Raw genomic sequence first — 17967 nt, forward strand, 5'->3', positions numbered from 1 at the left:
GCAATTCGGCACCTGCTTGCGGTAGTTGCACGCGCAAGTAACGCAAGCAGGTGCCGAATCGCTAGATCGTCGGGACGCTCCGAAGCAGTTGTCGCAGGCCTTCGGCGTCCAGCAGATCGGCCGGGCGGACGGTCTTGTCGTGTTTCACGTAGTGGAAGGCCGCCCGCACCTTCTCCACCGGCACCTTCTTGAGCGCCGCCCACGCCAGCCGGTACGCCGCCAGCTGCACGGCCAGCGGCTCGAGCCGGTCGGCTTCCGGGACCGCGCCGGTCTTCCAGTCGACGACGGTCCAGCCGCCGTCGGCATCGGCGAACACGGCGTCCATCCGCCCGCGCACGGTCACGCCCACGACGTCCGCCGAGAACGGGACCTCGACTGCGTGCGGCACCCGGTGCGCCCACTCGCTCTTCTCGAACGCCGTCTGCAGCGCCTCCAGCTCGGAATCAGGCGCCTCGTCGACGTCCGCCGCACCCGGCAGGTCATCGATCTCCAGCAGCTGCTCGCCGCCGAACCGCTGCTCCAGCCAACCGTGGAACGCCGTCCCCCGGCGCGCGTAAGTGTTGGGGCGCACGGGAAGCGGCCGCCGCAGCCGTTTGGCCAGCGCGGCGGGGTCGGCCGACAGCTCGACCAGCTGACTCACCGAAAGATGCGGCGGCAGGACGACCTGCTGCACCCGGTCCCGCGCCCGCGCGCGTTCCTCCAGCAGTACCTTGGTGTCGGAGATCCAGCCATCCGGATCGTCCTCTTCCTCTTGCTCGGCGTGTTCCGCGTCTGCGGCGTCTTCCATGGCGCCGAGGACCAGATCGACGCCGTTCGTGACGCCCTCGCGCCGCGGCCACAGCGGATCGACCGGCCACCGCGACCGGCGAGAGTCGGCGACCAGCGGGTTCTCGCCGTCGGCTTCCGGCTCGTCGGCCCAGTGCTCGATCCGGCCGACCGAGTTCCCCCGCATCACCTCGCCGATTTCGAGCAGGAACTCCGACGGCCCTTTCGGCCGCGCACTGCTCTCGTTCCACCAATGGCCGGAAATCAGCATGGTGTGCTCGGAGCGCGTCAGCGCGACGTAACAGAGCCGCCGCTCCTCGTCCGCTTCACGCGCGACGAAGCCTTCTTCGTGCAGTTCCAGCGCTTCCTGCACTTCCTTGCGGTCAGCGCCTTCGGGGATCCGCAGCTCCGGCAGGTCCTCGGAGTCCCCGCGCAGCGCGGCGGGCAGCGAGGTCGACGTCCGCAACCACGACGACGAACGCCGCCGCCCGGGGAAGACTTCCTTGACCAGATGCGGAATCGCGACGATGCGCCATTCCAGCCCCTTGGCCGAGTGCACGGTCAGCACCTGGACCCGGTCCGGCACGACCTCCACCTCGCCGGGAGTGAGCCCGTCCTCCGCGTGCGCCGCCGTGTTCAGATAGTCCACAAAGGACAAAAGAGTGGCCGTCGGCGAGGTCTCGGCGAAATCCGTGACGACGTCGGCGAAAGCGTCCAGGTGCGCGCGCCCGACGGGACCGGGCCGGGCCAGTGACTCGACGTCGAGCAGCATCGTGCGTTCCACGTCGGCGACCAGTTCGGGCAGCGACTGGTCCAGCCGCCGTCGCAGCGCCGAAAGCTCGGCGCCGATCCGCCGGATCCGCCGGTATCCCTCTGGCGAATACCGTTCCGGTGTCCCGGGGTCGTCGATCGCGTCGGCGAGCCCGGCCTGCTCGACCCGTTCGGTCACCAGCACCGGTTCGTCCACATCGGACTTTCCCGACGGCGGCACCGGCGAGGAGAGTTCGCCCGCGCGGCGCCACAACGCCGCGAGGTCGGCCGCCGCGATCCGCCAGCGCGCCCCGGTCAGCAACCGTGCCGCCGCGCTGCCCGCGAGCGGGTCCGCGAGCACCCGCAACGTGCTGACCAGGTCCGCGACCTCGGGTTCATCGAGGAGGCCACCGAGTCCGACGACCTCCACCGGCAGCCCGCGTGCCCGCATCTCCGCCGCGATCGGCGCCATGTCGGCACGACGGCGCACCAATACCGCGGCCGTAGGCGGTTTTCCGGTCTCCTCCACGGTTTCGAACCAGCGTTTCGCCACCGCGTCGGCCACCCACTCGCGTTCGGCTCGGACATCCGGAAGCAGCGCGGCCGCGATGTCGGCAGGCCCCGCGCCTTCCAGCGCACGCAGCCGCGCGACGCCGAGACCCCGTTCCCGCAACGGTTCCGAGATCGCGTTCGCGAGTTCGAGCACCTCGGACGGATTGCGGAAACTGGTCAGCAGCCCGAAATCCAAGGCAGGGACGAGCCGTTCGCCGTTGTCACGGGGGAAGTCCGTGGTGAACCGGGGCAGGTTGGCCGCACTGGCCCCGCGCCAGCCGTAGATGGCCTGCGCCGGATCGCCCACCGCCGTCACCGGCATCGGCGGATGTTCGACGCCGCCGAACAGCGACCGCAGGAGGATCCGCTGTGCGTGCCCAGTGTCCTGGTATTCGTCGAGCAGGACCGCGCCGTAGCGTTCACGCTCCCCCGCGACCACCGCCGGATAGCTGCTGGCGAGCTGCGCGGCCAGCGACATCTGGTCGGCGAAGTCGAGCGCGCCTTCCGCCCGTTTCCGCGCGTGGTACGCCTCGACCAACGGCAGGAGCGCGAGCCGGAACCGTTGCGCCGTCATGACTTCGGCCAGTTTCTGTGGCAACGACGCGCGCTGCCCCTTGGCTCGTGGCGCGTTCTCGATGACTTCGCACAGCCAGGAGGTGTACTCGGCCAGCCGCTCGGTCTCGACCAGGTGCTCGCCGAGTTCCCCGGCCAGTGCCAGCAACTGCGCCGTCACCGTGGAGGGCACGCGATCGGTGTCGAGGTCGTTGTCCCAGGTGGACACCACGCGATGGGAGAACTGCCACGAAGACGTCTCCGAAAGCAGCCGGACCCCGGGCTGGACAGGCAGCCGCAGACCGTGTTCGGACAGCAGCCGCCCGGCGTACGCGTGATAAGTGAGGACCGTCGGCTCCCCCGCTGTCACCGTCGTGCGCAGGTCGCCGGTCGGGTCGATCTTGTCGAGCAGCCCCGACCCGACCAGACGGCGCAGCCGGGTGCGGACGCGTTCGGCGAGCTGGCGGGCGGCCTTGCGGGTGAAGGTCAGGCCGAGCACGCGTTCCGGCGGCACGACGCTGTTGGCCACCAGCCACACCACGCGCGCGGCCATCGTCTCGGTCTTGCCCGCGCCCGCCCCCGCGACGACCAGCGACGGCTCGATCGGCGCGGCGATCACCTCGGCCTGCTCGTCGGTCGGGCTGTGCAGGCCGAGCGCGCGGGCGATCTCGGCGGGTTCGACCTGACGGCGCTGGAGTTCGGAGATCACGGGCCGGTCACCTGCCTGCCCTCGGGCCGCAGCGGACAGCAACCCCTTGCCGGGCAACGATCACAGTCCGGGTTCTCGGTGACGCCGTACTCCGGGCCCGCGGCGGATCCGGCCGCCGAGCGCACCAGTTCGAGCCACTGCTTGCCGCCGTCCTCGTCCAGCGGCGCCTGCTCGCGCTGGGTCGATCCGGTCTTGTTGTTGGACTTCGCGACGTAAACGAGCCGCGCGCCGCCGGGTTTCGAACCGCCCTCGACCGCGCCGAGCAGCACGGCGAGCTGATAGGCGGCCAGCTGCGGATGCTGTTCGGCGTCGGCGGCGGAGATCGGGACCTTGCCGGTCTTGATGTCGATGACGACCGGGCGGCCGTCCTTGTCCATCTCGACGCGGTCGACGCGGCCGCGCAGGAGCACGCGGACATCGTCGTCCCCGACCGGCAGCTCGACTTCGATGTCCTGCTCCACCCCGGCTTCGATCAGCTCCTTGCGGCTGGATTCCAGCCAGGAGATGAAGTTCCGCAACATCTGCTCGACCCGCGACCGCTCGCGGCGCGAGAACCACGGTGCCCCCGCGTCGACCCGCACCCATGCCTCGTCGAGGGCCGCGCGGATCTGCTCGTCGCTGCTGCCGCCCGCGACCGCCTGCGCGAGCCCGTGCACCAGGGTTCCCGTGACGGCCGCGAGTTGCGCCGGGTCACTGCCGCCGTGGCGTTCGATCAGCCACCGCAGCGGGCATTTGACCAGGACCTCCACAGTGGACGGTGAGATGCGGATGAGGTCGCCCGGCCCGTGCACGGGTTCGCCGGTGGAGGGTTCCAGCAGGCCGTACCAGGTGCCCGGATGCGCGCCCGGCACCCCGGCGGCGGCCAGTTTGGCGAGCTGACGCGCCGCCCTCTGCCGCCGCTCCGGGCCGCTTTTGTCATCACAGACGACCTCGCGCAGTTCACCGACGAGTTCGGCGAGCACCAGCGAACGTCCCGCCGGCTTCATCCGCGAGTCGAGGCCGCCGTCGTCCGCGCCGTTCTCCTCCAGGTCGTCGATGAACCGGGAGGGCTGCTCGTCCTCTCCCGCGACCGCGCTGACCAGCAACGTCTTCCGCGCGCGACTCGCGGCGAGATAGAACAGCCGCCGCTCTTCGGCGAGGATCGGCGCGGTGGCGGACACCTTTTCGTCGTCGACGCCGGACATGAGGTCGACCAGCCGCTCGACGCCGAGCACGGAACCGCGCAGCCGCAGATCCGGCCAGCTGCCTTCCTGGACCCCGGCGATGGACACGACCGTCCACTCGCGACCGGCGGACGCGTGCGCCGTGAGCAGCGAGACGCCTTCGCTCTTCATGGCCGCGGGGGCCAGCGTGTCACCCGCGATGTTCTGCGAGGACAGGTAATCCGCGAACGAGGCGACACTCGCCCTCGGCAATCTGTCGACATAACGACCGGCCGCGTCGAAGAGCGCGACGATCGCGTCGAGGTCTCGATCCGCCTGCGAGCCGAGGGAACCGCCTCGATCGACCAACCGCAGCAGGCGCTGTTCCAAGCCGCTGGCCTGCCACAGATCCCACAGCACCTGCTCGACGCCATCGCCGCGCACCACGGCCTGGTGCGCGGCGTGCAGCAGACCACCGATCCGGCGCATCGGCAGCGACTCGGCCTCGGCGAGACCGGTGAGGACATCGTTGGTACGCAAGGCTTCCACCAGGAGCTCGTCGCTGGACCGTTGCCCGCCGCCCGCGAGCTCCAGCCTGCGCAAGCCGCGACGCAGCCGCCGCAGGGCGAGCGGATCCGCGCCGCCCAAGGGCGAGGACAGCAGCATCTCGGCGAGATCGACGTCGAGCAGTTCCGGGTCCGCGGCGAGCCGCAGCATCGCCAGCAACGGGCGGACGGCGGGTTGTTTCGCGAGCGGCAGCTCCTCGGTGGCCGAACCGATCGGCACCCCGGCCGCACGCAGAGCACGTTGCAGGACAAGGAAAGTACGGGCGGGCGACCGGACGAGCACCGCCATCTCCGACCACGGCACGCCGTCGACGAGATGCGCGCGGCGGAGCTGATCGGCGATCCAGCTCGCCTCGGCGGCCGGGGTCGGCATCAGGCGGACACGGACGGCGCCGCCCTCGGCGTCCGGCGCGTCGACGAGTTTGCGCTGCGGCGACGAGCCTGGCAGTACGGAGCCGAGTTTCGTGACGGCCGTGCGGATCACCGGGGCGTGCCTGTGCGCCGTGGTCAGCAGGACCGTGCGCTCGCCGTCCTCGTCCGCGTCGGCGAACAGGCGGGGATCCGCGCCGCGGAAGGAGAACACGGACTGATCGGGGTCGCCCGCGACGACGAACTCGTCGGCCGCGTGCCCGATGAGCCGGATGAGCTGGGTCTGCAACGGGTCGAGGTGCTGCGCGTCGTCGACGAACAAGTGCCGGACGCGACGCTGCTCGCGTTCGCGCAGTTCGGGATCGTCCTCCAACGCGAGCAGTGCGGAAGTGACCAGCTCCGCCGCGTCCAGCGCGGGCGCGCTCGCCACGCCGAGCGCGTTGCCGCCCGCGCCCTGCAGCAACGTGACCTCTTCGTACTGGCTCCAGAAGCGGCCGGCCGCGATCCACTCTTCACGGCCGCGACGCCTGCCGAGTTCGACCAGATCCTCCGGACCGAGGCCGCGTTCGGCGGCGCGGAGCAGAAGGTCTCGCAGTTCCTCGGCGAACCCCGGCACGCTCAGCGCGGGCCGCAACTGTTCCGGCCAGTCGAGCGCGCCCTCCTCGATGTCACCGGCGAGCAGATCGCGGACGACGACGTCCTGCTCCGCTCCGGCCAGCAGCCGGGGCGGCGGGAGTTCGCCGGCCTGCGCCTCCATCCGCAACAGCGCGTACGCGTACGAATGCACCGTGCGCACGAGCGGCTCGCGGATCGTGCGCGGCAGCGGATCCTCTTCCGGATCGGTGGTGAGCCGGTGGGTGATGTCGGCGCGCAGGACCTCGGCCGCCTTGCGGGAGGCGGTCAGGATGAGCACGCTCTCCGGGTTCGCGCCCTCCGCGATGCGCCGCGACGCCGCCGACGCCAGCAAGGCCGTCTTGCCCGTGCCCGGCCCGCCAAGGACCCGCCGGAAACCGTCCGGGGCGGCCAGCAGGCGGCGGGCGCCGGAATCCCACTGGAAGGACGGCGTGCCGGTGACCGGCGTGCGGACCAGCCGCGCGTCGGTTCCTGCCACTGTTCGCCGCCCGTTCACGCCCACGATGGAACCACGCCCCGCCGACACAACCTCGCAGCGGCACGGCAAAGTGGTCCCATGGATGACGAACTGCACGAGCGGGTGCGCGAGGTCATCGCGAGCGTGCCCGCCGGCTCGGTCGCGACTTATGGGGATATAGCGTCGGTTTCGGGAGCCCCGTCACCGCGGCTGGTCGGCCGGATCCTCGGCGAGGACGGCCAGGACCTGCCTTGGCACCGCATTCTGCGCGCCGACGGGACACCGGCTCCGCATCTGGTCCACGAGCAGCTGGAACGGCTGCGCGCGGAGGGCGTCCTGGCCGACGGCCAGCGCGTCGACCTGCGAAAATACCGGTGGCAGCGTGATCCCGATGACGACGCTGGTCCCGGCGCTCTCTTTTAGGTTAGCCTCGCCTAATGAGTTACATCGAGGCGAAGGTGACCGGAGTACGGAGGCTGACCCCGCATATGAGCAGGGTGACCTTCTCGGGGGCTTCGCTGGCGGACCAGGCGCCCGACCAGTACCTGAAGGTGTTCTTCCCGCAGCCCGGTCAGTCGGAGCCCGTGCTGCCCGCGCCGCTGAGCGGTGACGAAGCGCTGTCCTGGTACCGGACCTACCTCGCGATGCCCGACGACGTCCGGCCGCCGATGCGCACCTACACCGTGCGCGCGCTGCGGCCGGCAGCGCAGGAGGTCGACATCGACTTCGTGCTGCACGGCGACGAAGGCCCCGCCTCCGCATGGGCTTCGCGCGCTTCGGAGGGCGACAGGGTCGCGTTCCTGGGACCGCACGGGCTCTACGACGTGCCCGAGGGGACGACCTGGCAACTGCTGATCGGCGACGAGACCGCGATCCCGGCGATCGGCGCGATCGTCGAAGCGCTCCCCGCCGGGACGCGAGCGCTGGTCTATGTCGAGATCAGTGATCGCGAAGACCGGCAGGTCTTCGAAACGCAGGGGACGGTGGAGTTGCACTGGGTGGTGCGCGGCTCCGGCCCGGTCGGCTCGGCCGTGCTCGAAGCCGTGCGCAAGGCGGAACTGCCGGGCGGGACGCCCTACGCGTGGGTTTCCGGCGAGGCGAACATGGTGAAGCTGGTGCGACGGCACCTCGTGCGGGAACGCGGGGTCGACAAGCGGGCGATCTGCTTCACGGGGTACTGGCGGCAAGGGATGAGCGAAGAGGCCGCTGGACGTGAAGCGATGCGGCAGGCGGAGGCCGGGGAGATTCCGGCACCCGAGGAGGACTGAGGGCGTTCGGGCGCGTTTCCCGAGCCGCCGCCGGCAACTCTCTGACCTGGGGAAAGAGAGCAAGGGACCTTTGCTACCACTTTCGCTCCGAGCACGGCCTCAGTGCGGAACCCAGAGCGTCACCCGGGTCCCCCGCCCCGGATGCGAATCGATCGTCCCCCGCCCGCCGACCTCCGCCAGCCGCGCCATGATCGACTGGCTGATCCCGAAGCCCGGCGGCCGGTCCAGCATGCTGAAACCGGTTCCCTGATCCCGCGCGATGACCGCGACGCCGCCTTCGCACTCCTCGACGCGAAGCACGACCTGTTTCGTCCCGGCGTGCTTCACGGTGTTTCGGAGCGCTTCGCGGACGGCGTCGCGGATGGCGGTCCGGCGCGCGTGCGAGAGGCGGTAGTCCTGTTCGGTCTCGGCGGCGACGAGTTGGGTGCGGAGGCCGTCGCGCGCCATTTCGGTGGCGACCTCGGCGAGGTCCGCCGCGAGGCCGCGCGCCGACGGCGCGTCGGGGCCGTTCAGCTCGCGTCGCAGTTCGGCGGCCTGCGCCCGTGCCGTCGCGCGCATCTCCGCGAGCCGTTCCGCGGCCGCGGAATCGTCGTCCGGCGCCTCCAGCCCCATCGCCTCCAGGGTCTGGAGCACGGAGTCGTGCATGACCCGCTGGGTCCGCAGGCGTTCGGCGCGCTGCCCGCGGCGCATTCCGATCCCCAGCGCGAAACGGGTCCCGACGCCGAGCAGGATCAGGATCCCGGCCGTGGTCACCATCGCCACGACGAGCGCGACCATGCATCCCACCGACCGGCTCACCGCGAGCGGATGGTCGAGCGGAAGCCCGCCGATCCAGGTCAAGAACGCCCGGAACGGCAAAGCCGCGATCAGCAGCAGGCAAGCGGTGGGCAGCCCGAACGACAGCGTCCACAACGCCACCGTCCCGACCATCCACGTCCACGCGACGTCGATGGCGAACGGCTGGATCTCGGCGGGCGCGGCGGCGGCCACGATCGTCGTGAGCACCACGCCCACGGCGAGATCCGCGTACATCAGCCGCCCGGACGTCTTCGCCCGGATCCCGCGGCCTCGCACCACCCACCAGCCGGCGAAGACGTTGAGCAGCACCGCCAGGATCGTCGTGCTCAGCACCGGGACGATCCCCGCCGAACCGTTCGCGACCAGGAAACCGATGTACACCTTCGGAAACGCGGCCACGCGGTAGAAGATCGGGCCGAGCGCCGAGTAGCGGATCGCACGCATCAGCAGCGTGTCCGCGGAGTCCTCCCGATAACGCCAGTCCGGCACGGAATCGGGGTCTGGTGCTTCGTCGGCTGGGCTCGCGCTCAGTACCGAGGATCCCTTTCGCAACATAGCGCGCACGAAGGTGACCGATTGAGACTCGGACATCCGCCGCCCTCCCCGCGTCCGATGTGTCGAGCCTGGCAAAGCGGACTTCCCGCGTCAAGACGGCCGAATGCGCAGTTCCGCGACGAGAAGTTTGACCAACGCGCCGAGCCGCTGACGTTCGGGCTGGACGGTCGGTACGCCGGCGGCTTCCAAGGGCGCCGCGGTCACCGGTCCGACGCACGCGCACAGCACCGGACCTCGCAGTGCGGCAAGGAGTTCTTCGCGACGCGAACCGGCCAGCACGAGCAAGTTCGCCGCCGCGGGGGCGGAAGTGAAGGCCAAAGCGCGCACGCGTCCGGCGATCACGCTTTCGACGAGTTCGTGCACAGGTGCGACGTCGGCGGGCGAAAGCCAGCGATACGGCTGCGCCTGGACGACATCCGCGCCCGCGTCCCGCAGCAGCCCGGTGAGCTCGGGCAGCAAGGTGCCGTGTAACTGGACGGCGACCCGTTCCCCGCGAACCCCGGCATCACGCAATCCCTCGAACAGTTCCGCGTTGCTCTCCTCGGGCGCGGAGAACTCCTCACGCAGCCCCTCGCCGCGCACGGCACCCGCCGCTTTCGGCCCGCGCACGAAGATCCGTGACGCCGCCAGCCGGTCCAGCAACCGCTCGCGCAGCCCCCAGCCTTCGGCCGCCGAAAGCCAGCCACGGAATCCGGCGCCGGTGGTGACCGCGGTGAACCCGACCGGTCCGGCCAGCACGGCGTCCGTCGCCGCACGCAGTTCGGTGTCGTCGGGCAGCGGGACGATCCGGATGGTGGGCGCGTGCAGCACGGTCGCGCCATGTCGTTCGAGCGCTCCGATGAAGTCGTCGGCCCGCCGCTCCGCGGTGATCCCGATCGTGATTCCGTCCAGGTCAGCCATAATGCGCGCCCATCTTCCCGATCTCTTCCGCCAGCCGCTCACGCAGCTCCGGCGGTTCGAGCACTTCGAGGTTCCCGCCGAACCGCAGCAGTTCGCCGACGGCCGATTCTCCCGGTTCCACGGGCAGTTCCATCGTCAGCCAGTCGTTTTCATCCGGTTCGGCGTCCGCTTCCCGCAACGCCCGCGCTCCGACGGCCCCGAGGTAGAACGGCAGCAGGACGCGGGCGAACTCGTTCAGCCGGACCACCGCCGTCCGCGAGTACATCCGCTTTTCGAACTGCTCCGACCATTCCTGCCAGTAGCGCGCGAGGTCGAAGCCGGACGGCCGCTCGAAGGTCTCGCCGAGGTCTTCGAGCTCTTCGATCCGGGAGACCCGGTACGTCCGGTCGCTCCCGTCGCATCGTGCCGCGAGATACCAGTTACCGGCCTTGAGGATCAGCCCCAGCGGGTCGAGGACGCGATCGACCTTCCGCTGCCCCCAGCGTTCGTACCGGACCTTGACGCGCCGCCCGTGCCAGACCGCGTCGGCGAGTTCGGACAGTCGCGGCAGGCTTTCGATCCCGCGATGCCAGCCGGGGACGTCCAGATAGAACCGCTCGGAGATCTTGCTCGCCCCTGCACGCAGCTCCGCGGGCATGGCCGCGTGCAGTTTGAGCTGCGCGGCGGCGAGGACGGTGCCCAGCCCGAGCTCGCCGGCCGCGCCCGGCAGGCCCGCCAGCGAAAGCGATTGCGCCTCCTCCTCGGTCAGCCCGGTCAGCCGCGTGCGATAGCCGTCGACCAGCTGATATCCGCCCGTGCGCCCGCGATCGGCGTACACCGGCACGCCTGCCGCGGACAGCGCCTCGACGTCGCGGTAGACCGTCCGGACCGACACCTCCAGCTCGGCCGCCAGCTCCTCGGCCGTCATCCGGCCGCGGTTCTGCAGCAGGAGGAGGACCGACAGGAGCCTGCTCGCGCGCATGAATCCAGTATCCCAGAAAACCTGACACATCCTGACAGGTTTGGCTGACAGGGTGAACCCATGAACACGTTCGCCATGAAGAACTGGGAAGAAGCCATCGTCAGCGGTACGGAAGGCGGGCCGCGCGTGGCCCACGCGCACGCCACGCTCGCCTACAACGGGCTGATCGAAGGCGAGTCGGTCATCGACTACCTGCTGTACTACGCGGGTGAGGGCCACGACGGCGGCGACACGACCTCCCCCGGCCTCGAACGGATCGAAGGCAGTGTGGACGGGCGCAAGGGAAGCTTCGTGATCAAGCACGACACCGGTTTCGACGCGAAGGGCACCACCTCGGCGTTCGAGGTCGTCAAGGGCTCCGGAACGGGTGAACTCGCCGGGATCACCGGGACCGGCACCACGACAGGCGTCTTCGGCGAGCCGACGATGTCGTACACGCTCGAATACGCGCTTTAAGGAGGACGAGTGCTCGAGGTCGATCGCGAGCAGGTGCTGGCGTACCGGATCGCGGCCCACGGACTGCACCGTGAACAGACGGATCCGGCCGCGGCGGCCGTGTTCGACCTCGGGCTGCAGGATTCCATGCGGGACACCGCCTTGCTGGGCCTCGCCGCCAGGGTCGACGGCGACATCACCCCCGGGGTCTGGGACGACGAACGCTTCGTGCTCGCGTGGACGCATCGCGGCGCGCCGCATTTCCACCGCCGCGCGGAACTGGACGCGATCCGGGCCGCCCTCGTGCCACTCGACGAGAAGGACGCGATGGCCCGGATCCTCTGGCAACGCAAGCAGGTCGAGGACGCGGGCATGTCCGCGAAGGACGCGCTGTTCACCGCGGCGAAGGCGATCCGCGAGGTCGTCACCGGCACGCAGACCAAGGGCACGGTGAGCGGTGCCGTCACGAAGCTGATCCCCGACGGCTTGTCCTACGCCTGCCGCGGCTGCGGTGTCGTGCACATCTACGAACAGTTGATGCGGGTCGCGTCGATCCACGCCGGGGTCCGGCTGGAGGCGGGCGCGACCCCGGCGACGTTGGCACCACTGGAAAAACGTGGCCGGCTGAAAACCGCACCCGACGTCAAGGCGGCCACCCGTGTGGTCGAGGGGTACCTGCGGATCAACGGCCCCGCCGCCCCTGGCGACGCCGCCGCCTACGTCGGGACGACCCGCGCCGGGGTCGACGCGATGTGGCCGGACGACCTGGTCGAGGTCCGCGTCGACGGCAAGAAGGCCTTCCTGCCGGAAGACCGGGTGCCGCTGCTGGAGAATCCGCCCGAGCCGGACGTGGTGCGTCTCCTGCCACCGCTGGACCCGTTCGTTCAGGCGCGGGACCGCGCGGTGGTGGTGCCGGACAAGGCCAGGCAGAAAGAGGTCTGGAAGATCCTCGGCAGTCCGGGCGCGCTGCTGGCCGACGGCGAGATCGCCGGCGTGTGGCGGGCCAAGGCGAGTGGAAAGAAACGGCTCGACTTCACCGTCACCCCGTTCGACGCCCTCCGCCCCGCCGTACGGAAAGCAGCCGAAGAGGAGGCTGCCCGCGTCGCCGCCGCCCGGAAGTTCCCCGACCACACTGTCACCTTCCCCTGACCAACTCCCCGCAATTCGTCATCTACTTGCGCCCCTCACCCGCGCGACGACCGCAAGTAGGTGACGAATTGCGGGGGGTCAGGAGTCGACGGCCAGGCGGTAGCCGCGTTTCACGACCGTCTGGACGAGTTTCGGCGACCCCAACGAACTCCGCAGGCGCCCGATGGCGGTCTCGACGGCGTGTTCCTCGCCGCCATCGGGCAACGAGGAGATCAGTTCCCGCCGGGAGAACACCCGACCCGGCGACTCCGCCAGCGCCCGGAGCAGGGCCATCGGCGCGGGCGCGATGTCACACCACTGCCCGTCGACCAGTGCCCCCTGACCGCGCAGTTCGATGCTCCGCCCGCCCGCGGACAACCGCGGCGAACGGGCTTCGAGCGCGTCGGACACCGTCCGTGCCAGCGCCCCGATCCGCGACCGCGCGGGCTGGACCGTCGGGATCCCGAGCGCGGCCAACGGCCCGGCGGTGATCGGCCCGACGCAGGCCGCCACGACCCGCTTCTCCAGTGCCCGCACGATTCCCGGCAGCCGTCCGGTCCGCCTCGCCACCGCCAGCATGGACGCGGCGGCGGGCGCGCTGGTGAACGGCATCGCGTCCACCGAGCCGTCGAGGACACCGTCCAGCAACCGGTCCAGCGGCCCGGGATCGGCCGGGCCGACCCAGCGGTACACCGGCACCTCGATCACCTCGGCGCCGGCGGCGCGCAGACTGTCCACGAAGTACGGAAGCGGTTCGCCGTGCAGCTGCACCGCGATCCGCTGACCGTCCACACCGGAATCGAGAAGATGCCGCAGCACCTCGGCGTTGCTCTCCGAGGCGGGCGAGTAGTCCTCCGAGAGCCCTGCCGCCCGGATCGCTCCCTTGGCCTTCGGGCCACGTGCCAGGAGCGACGACTTCCCCAGCCGGTCCAGCAGCTCCTCCCCCAGCCCCCAGCCTTCGGCGGCCTCGACCCAGCCGCGGAAGCCGATCCCGGTCGTCGCGACGACGGCGTCGACCCGGTCTTCCAGCAGACGCATGGTGGCCGACCGCAGTTCGGTGTCGTCGGCGAGCGGCACGATCCGGATGGCCGGGCCGTAGCGCACGGTCGCACCCTTACGCACGAACAGCGCGCCGAGCTCGTCAGCCCGCCGCGCCGCCGTGATCCCGATGACGAATCCCGCCAGGGGAAGGACTTCTGTCACGGTGAGAATTCCACCTCCACGACGCCCTCGGTGACCCGAACCCGATAGACCGCGACCGAGACACCTTCGGCGTCGAGACATTCACCGGTCCGCAGATCGAAACGTTCCTTGTACACCGGCGAAGCCACCACGGGGACACCGCCCGCGTCGCCGACGATCCCCCTCGAAAGCACCGCGGCGCCGCTGATCGGGTCTATATTGGACAGTGCGTACCACCGGCCGTCCGGGAGCCGGAAGATCGCCACCTGCACCCCGCCGTCGAGCAGTGCGGCGACACCGGACCATTCGGGGACGGCACCCGCCGCGCAGACGGCGGTCCAGGTGCGCTGGATCGAGGTCGTCACTGTTTCACCTCCGGGATGCCCAGCAGCACGGGCACCTTCTGGTCGCGTTCGGTGCGGAACGAGATCGTCGGGTCCGGCGTGCCCGGCGCGTTGACGAACGAGCTGAACTTCGCCAGCTTCTCCGGATCTTCCAGCACGCCGCGCCATTCGTCGGCGTAGTCGCCGACGTGTTTGGCCATCGCCGCGTCGAGGTCCTCGCAGATGCCGAGCTTGTCGTCGACGATCACCGCGCGCAGGTGGTCGAGACCGCCCTCCATCTCCTCGACCCACGGCGCGGTGCGCTGCAGGCGGTCGGCCGTGCGGACGTAGAACATCAGGAACCGGTCGATCGTGCGGATCAGCGTTTCGGTGTCCACTTCGGACACCAGAAGATCCGCGTGCCGCGGGGTCGCGCCGCCGTTCCCGCCGACGTAGAGGTTCCAGCCCTTGTCGGTGGCGATGATGCCGAAGTCCTTGCTCCGCGCCTCGGCGCATTCCCGCGCACAACCCGAAACGGCGGACTTCAGCTTGTGCGGCGAGCGCAGGCCGCGATAGCGCAGCTCCAGCTCGATCGCGAGACCGACGCTGTCCTGCACACCGTAGCGGCACCAAGTCGAGCCAACGCAGGATTTGACCGTGCGCAACGACTTCCCGTAAGCGTGGCCCGACTCGAAACCGGCGTCGACGAGCCGCCGCCAGATCAGCGGGAGCTGGTCGACTCCCGCGCCGAACAGGTCGATCCGCTGTCCGCCGGTGATCTTGGTGTACAGCCCGAAGTCCATCGCCACCTGCGCGATCACCATGAGCTTCTCCGGCGTGATCTCGCCGCCGGGGATGCGCGGGACCACCGAATAGGTCCCGTTGCGCTGGAGATTCGCGAGGAACTTGTCGTTGGTGTCCTGCAGGGTCGCCTGCTCACCGGCGAGGATGTGCCCGTTGCCCAGTGTCGCCAGGATGGACGCGATCGCCGGTTTGCAGATCGCGCAGCCGGTTCCGGTGCCGTAGCGGTCGATCATCTCGCTGAACGTGGTGATCCGCGTGGCCCGCAGGATCTGGAAAAGCTCCGCGCGTGCTTGCGGGAAGTGCTCGCACAGCGCTTTCGACTGCTCGACACCGCAAGCCGTCAGCAGCTTGCCCAGCAGCGGGACGCACGATCCGCACGCCGTCCCGGCACGGGTGCAGCCCTTGATCTTGGCGACCGAATCGCAACCCTCTTCGGTGATCGCGTGCGTGATCGCGCCCTTGGAAACCGCGTTGCAGGAACAGATCTGCGCGGCATCCGGCAGCGCGTCGACGCCGACCGCCGCCCCGCCGCCTGCCGGGGCGAGGATCGCACCCGGTTCGGCGGGAAGCGGCCTGCCGACCATCGCGCGCAGCGTGTTGAATTCGCTCGCGTCGCCCACCAGCACACCGCCGAGCAACGTCTTCGAATCATCCGAGACGACCAGCTTCTTGTACGTCCCGGCGACGGCGTCGTTGAACGCGACCTCCAGCGCGCCCTCGGTCGCCGCGTGCGCGTCACCGAAGCTGGCGACGTCGACACCCATGAGCTTGAGCTTCGTCGACATGTCCGGCTCGGGGAACGTGCCCTCGCCGCCGGTCAGCCGCGCCGCGACGATCTCCGCCATCGCGTAGCCGGGCGCCACGATGCCGTACACCTTGCCGTCCACGGCCGCGCATTCCCCGATCGCGTACACCACCGGGTCGGACGTCCGGCAGGTGTCGTCGACCAGGATGCCGCCCCGCGCGCCGACCTCCAGCCCGGACGAGCGCGCCAGATCGTCGCGCGGCCGGATCCCGGCGGAGAAGACGACGAGGTCGACGTCGAGTTCCGTGCCGTTGCCGAGCCGCGCGATGTAGCGTTCGCCGTCCGGTTCGATGGCGTCGGTCGACGTTCCCGTGTGGACGGTCACGTCGAGGTCGGTGATCAGCCGCCGGAGCAGACCGCCGCCGCCCTCGTCGACCTGCAGCGGCATCAGGCGCGGCGCCATCTCGACCACATGCGGCGAAAGTCCCATGTCCCGCAACGCCTTCGCGGCTTCGAGGCCGAGCAGACCGCCACCGATGACGACCGCCGAACGACGGCCGCGGCCGGGACGCTGAGCGGCTTCCCGGATGGCGTCGAGATCCTCGATCGTCCGGTAGACGAAGCAGCCAGGGAGATCGTGGCCCGGCACCGGCGGGACGAACGGCCGCGAACCGGTCGCGAGGACGAGCGTGTCGTACGGCTGCTCGTGACCGGCTTCGGTGACGACGATCCCGCGCTCCCGGTCCACCGAGGCCACCGCGTCCCCGAGCCGCAGCTCGACCAGCGGGTCGTCCGCGTAGTCCGCGCCTTCCAAAGCGAGGGAGGCGGGATCCCAGGTGTCCACATAGGACGTCAGGGCGACCCGGTCGTAGGCGGGCCGCGCCTCCTCGGCGAGCACCACGACCTGCCACTGACCGGTCTTGTCCTCCGCGCGCACCGCTTCGACGAGCCGGTGGGCCACCATGCCGTGTCCGACGACGACGAGTTTCCGCATCAGACCTCCGCTCCGGCGAGCGCCAGACCTCGGGTGCTCGCCACCTCCGACTGTTGTTTGCGCAGGTACACCGCCCACGTGACGGCGAAGCACAGGCCGTAGAAGACCAGGAAGGCGATGAACGCCGGCACTCCGCTCTTCGTGTCCGCGAACGATTGCCGGAAGGCCAGGTTGATGAAGAGCCCGCCGAGCGCGCCGATCGCCCCGGCCAGTCCGATCAGCGCTCCGGAGAGCTTGCGGGCCTTGAGCAGCTCCAGTGTCTCGTCCGCGCCCTCGCTGATCGCGACCTTCGCCTTGGCGCGGAAGATCGCCGGGATCATCTTGTACGTCGAACCGTTGCCGATGCCGGTGAGCACGAACAGCACGATGAACGCGATGGTGAACAGCACCAGCGAGTTCGACGTCGATGCCAGGATCAGCACCACGGTCGCCGCGGCCATACCGACGAATGTCACGAAGGTGACCTTGCCGCCGCCGATCCGGTCGGCCAGCCGACCGCCTGTCGGACGCGAGAACGAACCGAGCAGCGGCCCGAGGAACGTGACCGCGGCCGCCTGCAGCGGAGTGCGGCCGAACTGGTTCTGCAACACCAGGCCGAAGGCGAAGCTGTAGCCGATGAACGAACCGAACGTGCCGACGTAGAGGAACGACATCACCCAGGTGTGCGGATCCTTGACGACCTCGCGCATCGCCTTGGTGTCGCCCTTCATCGAGGCGAGGTTGTCCATGAAGAAGTACGCGCAGGTCGCGGCGAGGACGATCAGCGGAATGTAGATGTAGAGGACCACCCGCGGCGCGGTCGCGCCGACGGTGCCGATGACCAGCAGGCCGATCAGCTGGATCGCCGCCACGCCGAGGTTCCCGCCGCCCGCGTTGAGCCCGAGCGCCCAGCCCTTGTGCTTCTCGGGGTAGAACGCGTTGATGTTGGTCATCGACGACGCGAAGTTCCCGCCGCCGACCCCGCCGAGCGCGGCGATCAGCAGGAACGTGCCGAGCGAGGTGCCCGGCTCCATCGCGATCGCCGCGAGGATCGTCGGCGCCAGCAGCAGCATCGCGCTGATGATCGTCCAGTTCCGGCCACCGAACCTCGCCACCGCGAAGGTGTACAGCGGTCGCATGAGCGCGCCGATCAGCGTCGGGGTCGAGACCAGCAGGAACTTGTCGGCGGCCGAGAACCCGTACCGCGGCCCCATGAACAGGACCATGACCGACCACAGTGTCCAGACGGAGAAGCCGATGTGCTCGGCGAGGATGGAAAACCAGAGGTTCCGCCGGGCGACTTTCTTCCCGGTCTCCTCCCAGAACTGCTCGTTCTCCGGATCCCAGTGCTCGATCCAGCGCTTTCCGCGCACTGCCATGCGGTCCTCCTCGGTGGATGC

At 70.0% G+C, this 17967-nt stretch carries 13 protein-coding genes; 4 read left to right on the forward strand and 9 right to left on the reverse strand.

The annotated features are described in order from the left end of the window. Nucleotides 1-61: 61 nt before the first annotated feature. Both H074_RS19435 and H074_RS19440 read right to left on the reverse strand, forming a co-directional pair. Nucleotides 62-3328, reverse strand: coding sequence for an ATP-dependent helicase (locus H074_RS19435; protein WP_007031756.1), 3267 nt, complete (start codon nt 3326-3328; stop codon nt 62-64). Continuing rightward, the gene (locus H074_RS19440; protein WP_007031757.1) at nt 3325-6516 is read right to left on the reverse strand and encodes an ATP-dependent helicase; all 3192 of its coding nucleotides are present in this window, start codon (nt 6514-6516) and stop codon (nt 3325-3327) included. Before H074_RS19440 ends, H074_RS19435 begins: the two co-directional genes overlap by 4 nt. Nucleotides 6517-6594: 78 nt before the next feature. On the opposite strand from H074_RS19440, the gene H074_RS19445 reads away from it, so the two are divergent. After that, nucleotides 6595-6918, forward strand: a complete 324-nt coding sequence (locus H074_RS19445; RefSeq protein ID WP_007031758.1) for an MGMT family protein — start codon at nt 6595-6597, stop codon at nt 6916-6918. A 14-nt stretch (nt 6919-6932) separates the two neighbouring features. Continuing rightward, nucleotides 6933-7763 carry a siderophore-interacting protein gene (locus H074_RS19450; RefSeq protein WP_007031759.1) on the forward strand — a complete coding sequence of 277 codons (831 nt, stop codon included), beginning with the start codon at nt 6933-6935 and terminating at the stop codon, nt 7761-7763. A gap of 99 nt (nt 7764-7862) precedes the next feature. Here H074_RS19450 and H074_RS19455 read toward each other — a convergent pair whose 3' ends face one another. The 3 genes from H074_RS19455 to H074_RS19465 are packed head-to-tail and all read right to left on the reverse strand — an operon-like array spanning nt 7863 to nt 10977. Beyond that, nucleotides 7863-9152 carry a sensor histidine kinase gene (locus H074_RS19455; protein ID WP_039922907.1) on the reverse strand — a complete coding sequence of 430 codons (1290 nt, stop codon included), beginning with the start codon at nt 9150-9152 and terminating at the stop codon, nt 7863-7865. A 54-nt stretch (nt 9153-9206) separates the two neighbouring features. After that, the gene (locus H074_RS19460) at nt 9207-10016 is read right to left on the reverse strand and encodes a uroporphyrinogen-III synthase (protein WP_007031761.1); all 810 of its coding nucleotides are present in this window, start codon (nt 10014-10016) and stop codon (nt 9207-9209) included. Then, nucleotides 10009-10977, reverse strand: coding sequence for a helix-turn-helix transcriptional regulator (locus tag H074_RS19465; protein WP_007031762.1), 969 nt, complete (start codon nt 10975-10977; stop codon nt 10009-10011). The genes H074_RS19460 and H074_RS19465 overlap by 8 nt, the downstream gene beginning before the upstream one ends. A gap of 60 nt (nt 10978-11037) precedes the next feature. Here H074_RS19465 and H074_RS19470 point away from each other — a divergent pair, with 60 nt between their 5' ends. Together H074_RS19470 and H074_RS19475 are read left to right on the forward strand one after the other, a co-directional pair. Then, a complete protein-coding gene (locus tag H074_RS19470; RefSeq protein WP_007031763.1) occupies nt 11038-11433 on the forward strand; it encodes a DUF3224 domain-containing protein in 396 nt (131 codons plus the stop codon). A 9-nt stretch (nt 11434-11442) separates the two neighbouring features. Continuing rightward, nucleotides 11443-12561, forward strand: coding sequence for a DNA glycosylase AlkZ-like family protein (locus H074_RS19475; RefSeq protein WP_007031764.1), 1119 nt, complete (start codon nt 11443-11445; stop codon nt 12559-12561). 78 nt (nt 12562-12639) lie between these two features. Here the strand turns inward: H074_RS19475 and H074_RS19480 are convergent, their stop codons facing one another. Genes H074_RS19480 through H074_RS19495 form a run of 4 tightly spaced genes read right to left on the reverse strand, consistent with a single transcriptional unit; the run spans nt 12640 to nt 17946 of the window. Beyond that, the gene (locus tag H074_RS19480; protein WP_007031765.1) at nt 12640-13743 is read right to left on the reverse strand and encodes a uroporphyrinogen-III synthase; all 1104 of its coding nucleotides are present in this window, start codon (nt 13741-13743) and stop codon (nt 12640-12642) included. After that, a complete protein-coding gene (gene nirD / locus H074_RS19485) occupies nt 13740-14087 on the reverse strand; it encodes a nitrite reductase small subunit NirD (protein WP_007031766.1) in 348 nt (115 codons plus the stop codon). The genes H074_RS19480 and nirD overlap by 4 nt, the downstream gene beginning before the upstream one ends. Further along, nucleotides 14084-16588 (reverse strand): nitrite reductase large subunit NirB, encoded by a 2505-nt coding sequence (gene nirB, locus H074_RS19490; RefSeq protein ID WP_007031767.1) that lies wholly within the window; start codon nt 16586-16588, stop codon nt 14084-14086. Before nirB ends, nirD begins: the two co-directional genes overlap by 4 nt. Further along, entirely contained in the window at nt 16588-17946 is a 1359-nt protein-coding gene (locus H074_RS19495; RefSeq protein ID WP_007031768.1) for a nitrate/nitrite transporter, read from the reverse strand. Before H074_RS19495 ends, nirB begins: the two co-directional genes overlap by 1 nt. Between the last annotated feature and the right edge of the window lie 21 nt (nt 17947-17967).

Source organism: Amycolatopsis decaplanina DSM 44594 (assembly GCF_000342005.1).
Taxonomy (GTDB): domain Bacteria; phylum Actinomycetota; class Actinomycetes; order Mycobacteriales; family Pseudonocardiaceae; genus Amycolatopsis; species Amycolatopsis decaplanina.

Excerpts from the sequence above, each read along its gene's own strand:
- H074_RS19460 (WP_007031761.1), bottom strand. The coding sequence starts at position 10,016 with ATGGCTGACCTGGACGGAATCACGATCGGGATCACCGCGGAGCGGCGG.
- nirB (WP_007031767.1), bottom strand. The coding sequence starts at position 16,588 with ATGCGGAAACTCGTCGTCGTCGGACACGGCATGGTGGCCCACCGGCTC.
- H074_RS19495 (WP_007031768.1), bottom strand. The coding sequence starts at position 17,946 with ATGGCAGTGCGCGGAAAGCGCTGGATCGAGCACTGGGATCCGGAGAAC.
- H074_RS19445 (WP_007031758.1), top strand. The coding sequence starts at position 6,595 with ATGGATGACGAACTGCACGAGCGGGTGCGCGAGGTCATCGCGAGCGTG.
- H074_RS19450 (WP_007031759.1), top strand. The coding sequence starts at position 6,933 with ATGAGTTACATCGAGGCGAAGGTGACCGGAGTACGGAGGCTGACCCCG.
- H074_RS19455 (WP_039922907.1), bottom strand. The coding sequence starts at position 9,152 with ATGTCCGAGTCTCAATCGGTCACCTTCGTGCGCGCTATGTTGCGAAAG.
- H074_RS19465 (WP_007031762.1), bottom strand. The coding sequence starts at position 10,977 with ATGCGCGCGAGCAGGCTCCTGTCGGTCCTCCTCCTGCTGCAGAACCGC.
- H074_RS19470 (WP_007031763.1), top strand. The coding sequence starts at position 11,038 with ATGAACACGTTCGCCATGAAGAACTGGGAAGAAGCCATCGTCAGCGGT.